Here is a 12,895-nt window from a genome sequence, read left to right as displayed (position 1 = left end):
TGGAGTACCACCAACACCAGTGCTGCGCCCACCGGAGGCGACTGGCGACGAAGCTACCTCATCCTTGCCGATGGGGCGTGGTGGTAGCACGTCATCGACGTTAAAGCCGTGGTCCCGTGCCCACGATCGGGCGTCTGCGCCAATGCCTTCAGCATCCAGAATCTTTTGCGTGGCCGCCACGATCTTGTCGACGGCGGCCCGAGACGCATTCGCCGCGTCAGCATTGCATCGTACTTGGATCATATGTATTTCTTCGACCTGCTCTGGCAGCGGCTTTTTCGAACTCAGAATGTCATCTATTTCTCGATTACCGGCATTTGCAATTTCTGTCAATCTTCCGCGCAAGTAGTCGATCGCGTCAGCACCAGAATTGAGCGCATCTGCTTTGATCTCGTATTTCTCAGCTTTATCAAGCTCGGATTGCTCGCCCCGAAAATATCGGGTGACCAGGTCCTCAGCAGTCTTGCCCTGGTTTTGCGACAAAATGCCCCGTTGAGTCCGCAAATTCTCGACTAACTCTAGTTTTTGAGTCATGCACGTGGTCCAGTGTTGAGCGGCCGCACGCAGCGTCGCTGACGGTGCCGGCCACCACACCCCAATGAGTGCCGGCGTCCACCTTCCGGGGGGGAGGTCAACGGCCACTATTCGCACATGCCTGTCTCATGGCCGCATCCTTAGTAACGATGTCATCGAGCGCGGCCTGATACTGGGCGTCGGTCGCTATCCCATAAGTACCCTTCGCCGTTAACGTCGCGTAGGTCGCCGCTAGCGCGTGCGCAGCGTCGCGATAGTGGGGATCAAGAGCCGGGTTGGCAGCCGCCATGTAAAGCATGAGGGCGCCATTTGTAGTCGCGATGCGAGCAAGCGCCTTGTCGGTGCCCGCAGTATCGATCTGCACGGCCTGCGCTGCCAGCCTGTACGTGTCGCATAGCTGTTGTTGCGCGGCAGCGGTTTCCGCGGCGGTATAAGTAGGCAGCGCGGGAGTAACATGCGTGCCTGGGGCCGCCGACCGGGCGAAGACGATTATCAACGCAGCGACAGCCACCATGGTAGAGACCGTAGCAATACCGATAGCTGTCCACGTGCGTGCGCATGGGCCAGGCTGAGCGGCAGAGGTCGGAATCGCCTGTCCCGGGGACGGGCGGATGCTACTGCCATCACCGACGCTGGGAGACGAGCTTTCCGTCACGCGCCCTCCTAACAATCATGCAGTTGGATGCATCCCGGCAGACACTTCCAACCCCTGCACTGGAACCGATCGCTTCCATAGTGAAACAGGCTCAGGACGTCAGCAAATCAGTGCGTATTCCGAATAACAGGACCGGCTCGTTCCCCGCTGCCGTACCATCGCTGGCTGGCGATGCCAGGCCCCGAGATCAGGTGTCGGACGGGTCCGCAAGCCATGCATTCGCATTGCACCACAACCGGTCCGATATCCGCCAGGTATCGGCTTGTTCCACATCGTAAGGGTCCAGACGCGGGTTTGCAGTATTGACGCGCTGTGGCTTTGCTGGGACCGCTTGCGACCGAATCTCTCTTGTTCCCTAAGAGATTGGACTACCCTCAGCTCCATCCCGACCGCTGTGACGACCAGAAATCGGAGGTCTTTCACCTCACAATTGGAACTCACGCGCCTCATGGTGCACTGACAAATCATGTTGGGATGACTGTTAGCACTAACCCTCGGCCCACCCACCGTCTGTCACGCCCATGGTCGGCCTGATAGAGCTATTGCGTAGGTAATCAACCCCTGTGTCAGCATTTGGCGTCCCACCGCGGGACCGTGGTTCGGTAGCTCACCAGAGCACGTAGAATAACATTGACGACCATTTTTTAAATTTTTCACTATCCTTTGCTGCAACCATCTCGTAGGTTGCGTTAATCCGTAACGATATTAATGGTGAACCAATCGGCTGGAATGCCCTCGCGGAGCAATGTATCGAGTTCCTCAAACTTGAGAACCAAGATATGCGACGCTTCTGCCGCGTCGCTTTCAGCCATCCAACCGCGATCAGTAGCCTCGTCGTCGACCCTAAGGCTCACACGTCCCGGAAAGTTTACCGGATCCGGCCTGCTTAAAGAAACCCTGGTGTCCAAGCCCTCTTGTGCCCAGCGATAACCGACCGAATCTGTGTACTTTCCAGGCCGAGCCATTTGGCTAATAATGAACAGCAGGTATTTTTCTGCATCCTCAAGTCTTCTAAACATCCAGTACCTGTGCCGGGAGCCCCTTTCCTCGCTGTCGATATAATATTCCTCATTTTCGCACACCAAGTAGTAAGAAATGTCCGCATCGTCAACTAAGGCTAGCTCGCAATCTTTGGTCATCATGGGCGGCTGTCGACCCCAAAAAACTCGCTCAGGCGTTTCCCCGGCCTTCGGTTCGCGCTGGTCGTCGCCCGGACGGCGGCCCAACTCACGGAGATAGACTTCTTGCCACAAGTACCATGACTTGACAGTCCGGTGTAAGAACGGAGGAAATCCGTTCAGATCTACGTAACAATCGGTCATCGCGACTCCTGTATGCTCTACGGTTCCTTTAAGAAGCCTCTTGCAATGAGGGCTTTGGCGTTGGGGCGCTCGCCTGGTGGCGCAATTATGCGATATTGGGGCCCACCACCTGGCTGCCCGAACCATGGTGCCGCAAGTGAGTATTCAATTATCCACCCGGGCGGAAGACCCTTCTCGGCCTGCACTTTGTACTGAAAATAAGGCTTGTCTAGACTGTCATGAGGAATCGCACGCGCCTCATATGGAGTTCCTACTGGGGCCAGCCAGGCTCCACCAGGATAGCCAATCCGATCCACCCATGCGCCATCCAGATCCGCCAAAATCTCCGCCTCTGTCATATTGCGAACAGTTCCAGGAATCGCATAGGGCTTAGCTGGATCATCGGCATCGGGATATATGAGGTGGCCATTCTCGTCTTCAAATAGATTGCGATATTCAGGTTCGGAGAGGGCTCCGTAGGCTTTCGCCTCAGGAAAAACTTCCCTTGCAGTGGGCGGCTTATTGTCTTCACCGTGATGCTGACCATGATCGCTGCGCTGGCTATTGTCACCAGGAGGGTGGGGTTCATGCGGCGCGCCGCCGTCTTCATCCCCGTGTCCGCCCCCTTGCGGTGGCGACGGTTCGTTTGGGTGAGCGTCTCCAGCACCGCCGCTTGGCGTCCCACCATGGGATAGCTGACGACCTGAGAGTGTGGAATGACCTAGAGATCCGCTGGTAGGTGTCGAAGCGGCCAGCGGCTGGGTCTCAGTGGCTGATTGCGCCATTGAGGGAGATTGGCCCGGGGAAGCCGCCGGTGCCTGAGCAGGAACGGAGCCCCCTTGTTCCGCATGGGTTGGCGGTAGTTTCTCGCCTGACGCGGCGGAAACGGATCCCCCGGGCGTGCCCACCGAATCCGGTTGTGACCCGGTGGGTTTGACCGACTCACCGGTGACTGGTTTGTTCTCGACTGGTGTCTTGGATTCAGTGGGGCTGTATGGCAACTGCGTGTTTCCGGCCCCGGGTTTGGACTGCGGCCCAAGCGTCGGGCTTCCCGATTGCGGCTGTTGGTCCGTCGGCGGCTGCGGCTGGTCAGGCCGTTCAGTCTTGGGGACCGTGGGTGTGGGTGGCTTAGGAGGATTCGGGTCGCCAGGACCGTGGGTCCCGAACAACCTCTCCCTGAATGCTTTTAGCTTATCGGCGATCTCACGGGCCCTGTCCAACTTGGCGGCCGGCCCCTCGGGAAAGAAGTTCGTCGCGACGTCAGCTTCCATTTTTCCGTAGGCCTCGCCAGGGCTTCGTGCCCAATCGTCCCAGTGAACGTTGTCTTTGATGACCTCCTTCCAGGACTCGAAGACTCCGGGCGCGTGGTCGCCGCCAAGACCAACCAGCGGCGCCATACCGAGGGCCATCCCGCCCACATCGCGGCCATAGCCAACCGGGTCGAGCAGAGCGCGAATCTGGTTGTAGTTCCAGGCTGTTTCGCCCAATCCCCAGACGATTTCGCCCATACCTTTGAACCGCTGCCCGGTGAAATTGATTAACCACCCCACCGGGTTGCCTTGCAGGAACTGCTCCCATTCCTTGGCCGCGAGCCGGCCCATGTTGCTGATCGTCGTATGAGCTTGCGCAACTGCTTCACCGATCTGGTTGCCGAGCGCATCAACTTCGCCGGTGAAATTGTCGACCACCGTGGCGATGTCATGGGCGATGCGGGCGATCTCGTCTTCGTCCTCGTCGGTGAGAAACTCCCAGACTTCTTTGATCCCCGTCAGCGGATCACATATGCGCGACAACAAATCCAGGATCGCCGCATGCACCGCGTCGATCTTGGCCGCATATTTGTCCAGCCCGGTTGCGATGGTCTGACACTGCCCCACTATCGCGGTCGCGCTGGAATAGGCATCGGAAAACGCGCCCTCGATGAGCCCTGCTTCCGGGAGTTGCTGAGCGCGAATGGCATTCATCGGCCCGGCGGCCGCGTGGATTTCGGCCACCGCGAATTGGGTGCCGGCGTTACGCCAGGCTGCGGCCGCCGCACGCAGCTTCCCCGAATCCCCATTGGGCCAAATCATCCCGATATAGGGAGCTACCCAGCCCCAGCCCGCCGGGGCGCTATCGCCCTTACCAATCGCCGACGGCGCCGAACTCGCGGCCACGCAACTCATCGGCTGCGGCACTGGCAGCGGCGCGGCGCGGCCGGCGACATCGGACATGGCCTCGGCCAGCGAGTAGTTGTGCGCGGTCATGCGCACGCCATCGCCGAGATTGCACAACCCATTGCGTGTCACGGCCATCGCCTGCAACACGGTGGCCGCCGTCTCGTCATAAGCACGTCCGAACTGCTCGCCGGCCGGATCATCACCGGCCATCCCAGCAGATCCCGCCAGCGCACCGGTCAGCGTCGAGGTCACCGACCCCAGAGTCTCACCGGCGGCCACCACCGCCGTACCGGCGCCATCAAGGGCCGCCGGCCAGCGTGGTCATCAGCTCACGACCACATACGGCTATTCGTCGACATGGCGCCCGAGTAGTTGGCATGGGCGCCCTGCCCCGTGGTACGCAATTGAGCCAATGCCTGGCGCATCATCGCCTCACCAAGAGCCCAATGCCGGTGCGCCTCAGCATGAGCCGCCGCACCCTGCCCCGTCCACGTCACATGCAAGCGGGTCACCAACGAGTCGATTTCGGCGAGCATGCTTTCGGTGTGACGCCCGAACTCGGCCATCCGCTGCACCGCCTCGGACAGCGCCGCCGGATCGACCCGAAACGGCTCAGCCACCACCGACCTCACGCATCGCTTGGGCGGACGCAGTCTCGTTTTGTTGATACCCCGCCCCCGCCTCGGCTACCGCCTGCGCCAGGATGGCCAACCCCAGTTGCACTTCACCAGCACCGCGATGCCACAACTCCCACGCCGAGCCATACGAGTTCCCCGACGCGCCGCGCCAGCCGCCCAACACCTCGCCAACCTCAGAATCAAGCTCTGCCAACTGCGTTGCAAAATGCTCAGCCGCACCACGCAACGACTCGGCGAACCCCCGCATCACCACAGGATCTACTCGCAACGTGTCATCAGCGCCCATGGCGGCAACCTAACAACATCGGCACGTCGCCACAATTCAGCCAGCGCCCGACGACCGATGAAGTGACTTACAACACCAAAGGTGGCGATGGCACACTTCAAGGCTGACAACAAATTGCGGCTTGCTCCCCCGTTTCACCACTGAGCGGGCGCTTCGTAGGTAAGAGCGCTGCCATCTCGCGGTACCCTCACTGGCACATTCCCGCCAAGGCGGCGGAAATATCTCCATGTACGACGAACGCGACCGCGTTGTACGGGAAATACCATGCTTCTTCATAAGCTCACCGAGCCGCTCTTTTTCAGCCAATTTGTCAATCGCCTCGACAGCGCGCATTCGAGCCTTTTCCAGGCCTATTTCAGTCATCGATACCTCATGAATCCGGTGTTCATCGCCGACGGCATCAGGACTGCTGAATTTCCTTACTGACATCGACCGGCAAGATGGAGTGGTCCTTACGGTGGTCGAAGGTGTCGCGGCACTCGCCGTCAATTTCAACCCAAGCATGGCTGTTACGTTCGATTCCAGGCGGCATCTGCGCCGGAACAACGTTCAAAATAATGTTGATATCGCCTTTGCGTAGAGTTGGCGCATGGGACTTAAAGTCGGAGTCGGTGCTCCAGCCATTAGCGACTAGCACCTTAACAATTGTCTGCGAGTCGGCCGCTTCGGCGTGCGGGACGCCCGGCATCCAAAAAATGACTTTCGCCACCCCACGAAACGGGGGTTCGCCCTGGTCATTACACGACTCGTAGGAGAACGATGCCTCGGTCACCTGCGCGTGTAGCGCCGCGACGATGTCGCGGGCCGCATCGACAACCTGGGCGCGTGCCTGCTGAGGCGAAATCGGGTGCCGCACGTCGTCAGCACATCCGCCGAGCACAAGGCCGATTCCGATCGCCGCGACGGCAATCCGGACTGGCAGGGTCCACACTCGTCACTTCCTTTCAAGATTTTCAAATTCGCGAAACGGCACGCATTCAGCCCGTCGGTCCGCTATGGCGGTGCCTGGTGGTCGCCGATCGCAGCGCTTCGGGGTCGAACCACTCCCCCATCCCGTATTCACCACGATGATGTGCGGTCATCCCATCGTGCTGTATCGCATCGCCGTGACCGGAGACCACGTCAGAGATGCTGAACAGCGATTCTGATCCGTTGTCGAAGTAATGCGAATGGTCATACACCGGATTGCCGGTATAACCCGGGACTTCGGCTTTGAACCGGGTGGCCCCGAAACCATCGACGGCGGGATCGTCTCCAAGCCCACCCAGCGTTGGACCGATGAGTCCGGGTCCGGTCACATGACCAGGCGACCAGGTGACCGCATCCCCCGAAGCCGCCCCGACATATAAATGCCCGCCCGGGGACAGATGGAAATCGGCCGCCGAATGCGCCAGGTCGGTTCCCGGCGAGCCGACCAGCACCACATCGTCGGCATGCATCCCGTATGCCGCCGCCGCATCCGAGACCGTAGTGGACCCGTAGGAGTGTCCGACCACCGTCATGTGTGACGGCACGTCGTCGTGGTGGGTTACCGCCAGGGCGTTCACATCGGCGGCCAGCGCCTGGCCCCCGGTACGGGCCATGTTCGGCGAGTACAAACCCGGGTCCGTCACGGTGTTGGGCGCGTCATAGCCCACCCACATCACCACCGCGGTTCGCTTTCCCCAGTCGGCTCGGCTGGACTCCTGGTACAGGCGCACCCCGTCGGGGTTGGAAAGCGTTCCCTCGCGAACCCCGGTACCCAGTCCCTTGACCAGGACCGCGGTGTTTGCTGCTGTATCGGGATTGCCCATGGCGATCGCGGCAGCCCCCTCGCCGCCGAAGGCCTCGGGTTGATACTTCAACAGAAATACTTCAGGATGATGCCCCCACTCATCTACCGCATTGGCGGACGCGTTCAGCCCCTCCTGGGTACGGCAGGCGTTGTTATAGCGGGTAATTGCTGCCGCGGACAGCCCATACTTGCCCGGATCGGCGACCACCTCGTTGACCGAAACACCGTATTTGTCGGCAACGTCCGCCACGCGATGGAGATCGTCGTCCATGACTGCCTTGTTAATCGGACTGCGGACGTCGACCGGAATTCCGTTGAGGTTCCCCAGCTCTGGCGGATGGTCAGCGATCAGCTGCCGCTGCTGTTCAGGACTCAGCGATTTCCACCACTTGTTGACCTCCTCAGCGTTGGTTCCTGGTGGTGGAATCTGAATCGGCTCTTCAGGTTTCGGTGGTGATTGCGGAGCGTCGAGAGCTTGGATACCTGCCGGGTCATACCCATCACTTCGCAAGGTGTTCAGCGACTTCTGCAGGGTGTCCGAGTAGCCGTTGCGGATCGATTGCAGTTGTCCCAGGGCGCTTTTGGTGTCGGCGATTGCCCGATCCTCGAGGGCAGAGATAAGTGCGTCGACCGCCGCTCGATCGGCATTGGTGAGGTGGATATCCTTCTCGAGTTCGACCGCTTGGCCTATCTCGTTGTCGAGCTGTTGCAGCTGGCCCTCCAGCGTCGCGATCTGCCCACTGGCCGACCGCTGCGCCTCGGCCAACGACGCCGCAATGATCTCCAGATCGACCCCGATCTTCGGCAACCGCAAGGACTGCGCGCCCAGCGACTGAGCCACGCGCTGCACTTCGGCCGAGTCGTTGATCGGATGATCACCGTTTTCCCGATTCCACGCCGCCTCAAATCGGCGCCGCGCAGCGTCGAAGGCCCCACTGGATTCGGCGGTACACCTGCCCGCGTCATGAAAAGCCTGCGCCAAATCGGAAATCTTTGCGGGGCGCCCACTTTGGAGGCTGGAGTTGATCGCCCACGGATCACCACCGGCCTCGCCGATCAACAGCGGAATGCTTATGTAGCGGAGCTGCATCGCACCGCCCGCAGCTGCGCGGCGTTGCGCTCATCCATTCCGGCGAACCCCGCCGCGGCGCGGCGCGCATTGCCGCCGACCGCGGTGAGCACCTCTTGGTGTGCCTGCAACGTTTTCACCTGCTGAGCACGCGCCGAGGTGACCGCGCCATGAAATGCCTCGGCTGCGGCAAACTCTCCGAACATCCCTGACAGCAGTGGGCCGCGCGATAGACGGCCGACTCCGTCCTGGGCATGGTCGCCCGCGCGGTGAGAATCGTTGGCCCCCAAGTGCAGTGATCCGGTGTCAACGAACATCGCCACCTCTTTTCGGAGAGCATTGATCCCGGCTTGGCTCAGCGGTTGCGGGCCAGGCTAACGGCAGTGCGGGTGCCGGTCAATTCACAATGAACTGGCGCCGTCGGCCGCGCCGTCGCCGTCGGTGTCACGCAGCCGTACATTCCAACGCCCGTCCCCGTCGGTGTCGATATACGCGGTCACGCCCTCGTCCCCGGCACACAGCACCCGGTCGGCCAGCCCGTCGCCGTCGGCGTCGATCAACCTGTCGTCCGCATGGCCATACCCGTCGAAGTCGACCAGCGGACCGCCGGTGTGCTCGACACCATCCAGCCCGAACCAGCGCACTTGTCCGCCCCGGTCGACCGCGACCGCCCACGTCCCCGACCCGTCATCGGTGAAGTAGCTCTCCGGCTTCCCGTCATTGTCGACGTCGAGGACGGCATGGTCAGCCAGCCCGTCGCCGTCGAAATCGGTCAGCGCGTCGTCGCGCATCCCGTCGGCATCCAAGTCCAGCCCGATCGCATCGAGCCGGCCGTCACCGTCGAGGTCGAGGTCGGGTGCACGGTTCCAGATAGCGGCGGATCCGTCGTCCCCGCCCACGCAATATTCCACAACCGTTCTGACGCAACGCCCAGGCTACGGGTTCCCTCGAGTTTTCCACCAAGCCAACAGTTCGGCGGTGGCTTCCTCGGTGCTCAGCGGCCCGCGATCCAGCCGCAACTCCTTCAAGTACCGCCACGCCTCACCCACCTGCGGGCCCGCCGGAATACCCAGCAGCTCCATGATCTGGTTGCCGTCCAGGTCGGGACGCACCCGAGCCAAATCCTCTTGGGCGGCCAGCTCGGCGATCCGCTCCTCCAGCCGGTCATAACTGGCTTGCAGCCGGGCGGCCCTCCGCTGGTTGCGGGTCGTGCAATCGGCACGCACCAACTTGTGCAGCCGCGACAGCAACGGCCCGGCGTCGGTGACGTAGCGGCGCCCCGCGGAATCGGTCCACTTGCCGTCGCCGTAGCCGTGAAACCGCAAATGTAGATACACCAGCTGCGAGACGTCGTCGATCATCTGCTTGGAGTATTTGAGCGCGCGCATCCGCTTGCGGACCATCTTGGCGCCGACCACCTCATGGTGATGGAAGCTCACCCCGCCGTTGGCTTCGTGTCGGCGGGTGGCGGGCTTGCCGATGTCGTGCAGCAGCGCCGCCCAACGCAGCACCAAATCCGGGCCTCCTTCTGGAGGTGGGTCCTCCAGCGCGATTGCCTGCCGCAACACGGTCAGCGAATGCTGGTAGACATCCTTGTGCTGGTGGTGTTCGTCGATGGCCATTCGCATGCCGCCAACCTCGGGCAGCACCACGTCACCCATGCCGCTCTGCACCATCAGGTCGATGCCCGCGACCGGGTCGTCACCGAGCAGCAGCTTGTCCAGTTCGGCGCCCACCCGCTCGGCGCTGATCCGGCCCAGCTGCGGGGCCATCTCTTCGATCGCCGTCCGTACCCGCGGAGCAACGGTGAAGCCCAATTGGGAGACGAACCGCGCGGCGCGCAACATCCGCAACGGGTCGTCGCCGAAGGACTCCGACGGTGGTGCCGGGGTGTCGAGTACCTTGTCCCGCAACGACGCCAAACCGCCCAGCGGATCAAGAAATTCGCCCGGACCCTCCGGCGTGACTCGCACCGCCATCGCGTTCACGGTGAAGTCGCGGCGCACCAGATCGTCGTGGAGGCGGTCGCCGAAGGACACCTCGGGATGCCGTGACACCTGGTCGTAGCTGTCGGCGCGAAACGTGGTGATCTCCAGCCGGTAGGCGTCCTTGCCGACGCCGATGGTGCCGAAGTGGATACCGGTGTCCCACACCGCGTCGGCCCAGGACCGCACGAGCTTCTGCACCTGCTCCGGACGGGCATCGGTGGTGAAATCCAGGTCGGGGCTCAGCCGGCCCAGCAGCGCATCGCGCACCGAACCGCCGACCAGATACAACTCATGACCCGCTTCGGCGAATGCCGACCCCAGTTCGCGAAGCACGGCGGCATGCCGGTTGAGGGCGACCGCGGCCGCGGTCAGCAGGTCGGCGTCCTGGACGGTGTCGGCCACGTTCGATCAGCCTAATGGGAATCGCTCGGCGTGGCGCTGACGGGTATTTGCGGGCTCGTCGAGGGAGGCGGATCAACCGAGCGGGGTTCGGTGGGATGGCCACACCGCAGTCGCTCGAGGGTGGGCACGTCGCGCGTCCACCAACCAGAGACTTCTGTGACGCAAGTGGCCGACGGGACTCGCCTTGTCCGCCGCCGGCCACCCACCGGCGCGCCCGCGCGCGACCCGACCGCCCGAACCTGCAGCCCACGACGGCGAGTACATCCGGAACACCAGCTCGTGCCAGCTAATATCGCTTGGGTGTCGCAGGGCGAACAAGCCAAACCACGTCGGCGCCGGGGCCGGCGCCGCGGTCGTGGCGTTGCGGCTTCCGCCGAAAATATTACGGACGCCCAACCGACCGGCAACGGCGCCGCCACCCCGTCATCGGCAAGACCTGCCCGGCCGCGCTCGCGTCGCGGCCGTCCGGACCGGTTGCGCACGGTACACGAGACATCCGCCGGAGGACTGGTCATCGACGGTATCGACGGACCGCGCGACGAGCAGGTCGCGGCGCTGATCGGGCGTATCGACCGACGCGGACGCATGCTGTGGTCGCTGCCCAAGGGGCACATCGAAATGGGCGAGACGGCCGAACAGACTGCCATCCGTGAGGTCGCCGAGGAAACCGGAATCCGCGGCAGCGTGCTGGCGGCGTTGGGTCGCATCGACTACTGGTTCGTCACCGACGGCCGCCGGGTGCACAAGACCGTGCATCACTATTTGATGCGCTTCTCCGGCGGAGAGCTTTCCGACGACGATCTCGAGGTAGCCGAGGTGGCCTGGGTGCCGATCCGGGAGCTGCCGTCGCGGCTGGCCTACGCCGACGAACGCCGCCTGGCCGAAGTGGCCGACGAGCTGATCGACAAACTGCAGACCGACGGCCCGGCCGCACTTCCCCCGCTTCCGCCCAGCTCACCGCGGCGACGGCCGCAGACCCACTCACGCACCCGGCACGCCGACGGATCGCCGCCGAGCCGAAAGAACTCTCACGGGCCGTGACTGCGTTGCGAGTGCCTTGGGCCGGTTTGTGGCGCCTCGCCGCCGTGATCGGCATCGCGGCCGGTTTCGCGGGCGTGCTCAATGTACCGCGCGCGACCGCGGGTGAGCCCACGCCCACGCCGTTTGTGCAGGTGCGCATCGATCAGGTGACCCCGGATGTTGTCACCACCACCAGCGACCCGACGGTCACCGTCAGCGGCACGGTGACCAACATCGGCGACCGCCCGGTCCATGACGTGATGGTCCGGCTCGAGCATGCCGGAACCGTCACCGCGTCCTCGGCCCTGCGCACCTCGCTCGACGGCAGCACCGACCAGTACCAGCCGGCCGCTGACTTCGTCACGGTCGCCCCGGAATTGCAGCGCGGACAGGGGGCGGGGTTCAGCCTGTCGGCTCCGCTGCGTTCGCTGACCAAACCGTCGTTGACCATCGACCAACCGGGTATCTTCCCGCTCCTGGTCAACGTCAACGGGACACCCGACTACGGGGCACCCGCCCGGCTCGACAACGCCCGGTTCCTGCTGCCCGTCGTGGGCGTACCCCCTGATAAGTCCGACAAGGCAGCCGGCTTCGACACCGCCGTCGCACCGGAAACCACCAAGCCGGTATGGATCACCATGCTGTGGCCGCTCGCCGACCGGCCACGCCTGGCCCCCGGTGTCCCGGGCGGCACCATTCCAGTGCGGCTCGTCGACGACGACCTGGCCAACTCGCTGGCCAACGGCGGCCGACTCGACACCCTGCTCTCTGCAGCCGAGCTCGCCACCAGCCGCGACGTCGACCCCGAGGGCGCCGTCACCCGCGCACTGTGTCTGGCGGTCGATCCGGATCTGCTGGTCACCGTCAACGCGATGACCGCCGGCTATGTGGTGTCCGACTCCCCCGACGGCCCCGGGCAGCTGCCCGGTACCCCGACCCACCCGGGAACGGGCCAAACCGCGGCCACCATCTGGCTGAACCGGCTGCGCGCGCTGGCTCATCGTGACGTTCCAGCCGAGGAAGCCGATCGTGCGCCGCACGTAGCGGCGGTAGTTGGCAATCGTATCGG

The 12,895-nt window shown here is 63.0% G+C and carries 12 protein-coding genes and 1 pseudogene; 3 read left to right on the top strand and 10 right to left on the bottom strand.

Going from position 1 to position 12,895, the window contains the following annotated elements:
- Positions 1-108: 108 nt before the first annotated feature.
- On the top strand, positions 109-516 hold the full coding sequence (locus BST40_RS31800; protein ID WP_142276755.1) for a hypothetical protein: 408 nt from the start codon (positions 109-111) through the stop codon (positions 514-516).
- A 115-nt stretch (positions 517-631) separates the two neighbouring features.
- Here BST40_RS31800 and BST40_RS33305 read toward each other — a convergent pair whose 3' ends face one another.
- The 10 genes from BST40_RS33305 to BST40_RS17645 all read right to left on the bottom strand — a co-directional run bounded on the left by BST40_RS33305 (position 632) and on the right by BST40_RS17645 (position 10,806).
- Positions 632-1,123, bottom strand: a complete 492-nt coding sequence (locus tag BST40_RS33305; protein ID WP_089025202.1) for a hypothetical protein — start codon at positions 1,121-1,123, stop codon at positions 632-634.
- Positions 1,124-1,878: 755 nt separating this feature from the next.
- Entirely contained in the window at positions 1,879-2,511 is a 633-nt protein-coding gene (locus BST40_RS17685; protein ID WP_142276754.1) for a hypothetical protein, read from the bottom strand.
- Between the two features lie 17 nt (positions 2,512-2,528).
- Entirely contained in the window at positions 2,529-4,901 is a 2,373-nt protein-coding gene (locus BST40_RS31790; RefSeq protein WP_244174414.1) for a glycohydrolase toxin TNT-related protein, read from the bottom strand.
- A gap of 77 nt (positions 4,902-4,978) precedes the next feature.
- Entirely contained in the window at positions 4,979-5,269 is a 291-nt protein-coding gene (locus tag BST40_RS17675; RefSeq protein ID WP_083154974.1) for a WXG100 family type VII secretion target, read from the bottom strand.
- A complete protein-coding gene (locus BST40_RS17670) occupies positions 5,262-5,573 on the bottom strand; it encodes a WXG100 family type VII secretion target (protein WP_083154972.1) in 312 nt (103 codons plus the stop codon). Before BST40_RS17670 ends, BST40_RS17675 begins: the two co-directional genes overlap by 8 nt.
- Positions 5,574-5,973: 400 nt before the next feature.
- Entirely contained in the window at positions 5,974-6,504 is a 531-nt protein-coding gene (locus BST40_RS17665; protein WP_183154943.1) for a hypothetical protein, read from the bottom strand.
- Between the two features lie 46 nt (positions 6,505-6,550).
- The gene (locus BST40_RS17660; RefSeq protein WP_083154970.1) at positions 6,551-8,437 is read right to left on the bottom strand and encodes a putative alpha/beta hydrolase; all 1,887 of its coding nucleotides are present in this window, start codon (positions 8,435-8,437) and stop codon (positions 6,551-6,553) included.
- A complete protein-coding gene (locus tag BST40_RS17655; protein ID WP_075547709.1) occupies positions 8,419-8,733 on the bottom strand; it encodes a DUF2563 family protein in 315 nt (104 codons plus the stop codon). Before BST40_RS17655 ends, BST40_RS17660 begins: the two co-directional genes overlap by 19 nt.
- 84 nt (positions 8,734-8,817) lie before the next feature.
- The gene (locus BST40_RS17650) at positions 8,818-9,327 is read right to left on the bottom strand and encodes a pullulanase (RefSeq protein WP_075547672.1); all 510 of its coding nucleotides are present in this window, start codon (positions 9,325-9,327) and stop codon (positions 8,818-8,820) included.
- 24 nt (positions 9,328-9,351) lie between these two features.
- Positions 9,352-10,806: a CCA tRNA nucleotidyltransferase gene (locus BST40_RS17645; RefSeq protein WP_083154968.1), complete on the bottom strand. Its 1,455-nt coding sequence runs from the start codon at positions 10,804-10,806 to the stop codon at positions 9,352-9,354.
- 300 nt (positions 10,807-11,106) lie between these two features.
- On the opposite strand from BST40_RS17645, the gene BST40_RS17640 reads away from it, so the two are divergent.
- On the top strand, positions 11,107-11,847 hold the full coding sequence (locus BST40_RS17640) for an NUDIX hydrolase (protein WP_075547674.1): 741 nt from the start codon (positions 11,107-11,109) through the stop codon (positions 11,845-11,847).
- Positions 11,844-12,895, top strand: a pseudogene (locus BST40_RS17635) (DUF6049 family protein); the annotation flags it as partial. The gene BST40_RS17640 and the pseudogene BST40_RS17635, both read left to right, overlap by 4 nt.

The sequence above is a fragment of the Mycobacterium persicum genome, from assembly GCF_002086675.1.
Taxonomy (GTDB): domain Bacteria; phylum Actinomycetota; class Actinomycetes; order Mycobacteriales; family Mycobacteriaceae; genus Mycobacterium; species Mycobacterium persicum.
This window is presented reverse-complemented; position numbering and strand designations above follow the sequence as displayed.

What these genes read in the sequence shown, in the direction of transcription:
- BST40_RS17685 (WP_142276754.1), bottom strand. Translation starts at nt 2,511, where the DNA reads ATGACCGATTGTTACGTAGATCTGAACGGATTTCCTCCGTTCTTACAC.
- BST40_RS17670 (WP_083154972.1), bottom strand. Translation starts at nt 5,573, where the DNA reads ATGGGCGCTGATGACACGTTGCGAGTAGATCCTGTGGTGATGCGGGGG.
- BST40_RS17655 (WP_075547709.1), bottom strand. Translation starts at nt 8,733, where the DNA reads ATGTTCGTTGACACCGGATCACTGCACTTGGGGGCCAACGATTCTCAC.
- BST40_RS17660 (WP_083154970.1), bottom strand. Translation starts at nt 8,437, where the DNA reads ATGCAGCTCCGCTACATAAGCATTCCGCTGTTGATCGGCGAGGCCGGT.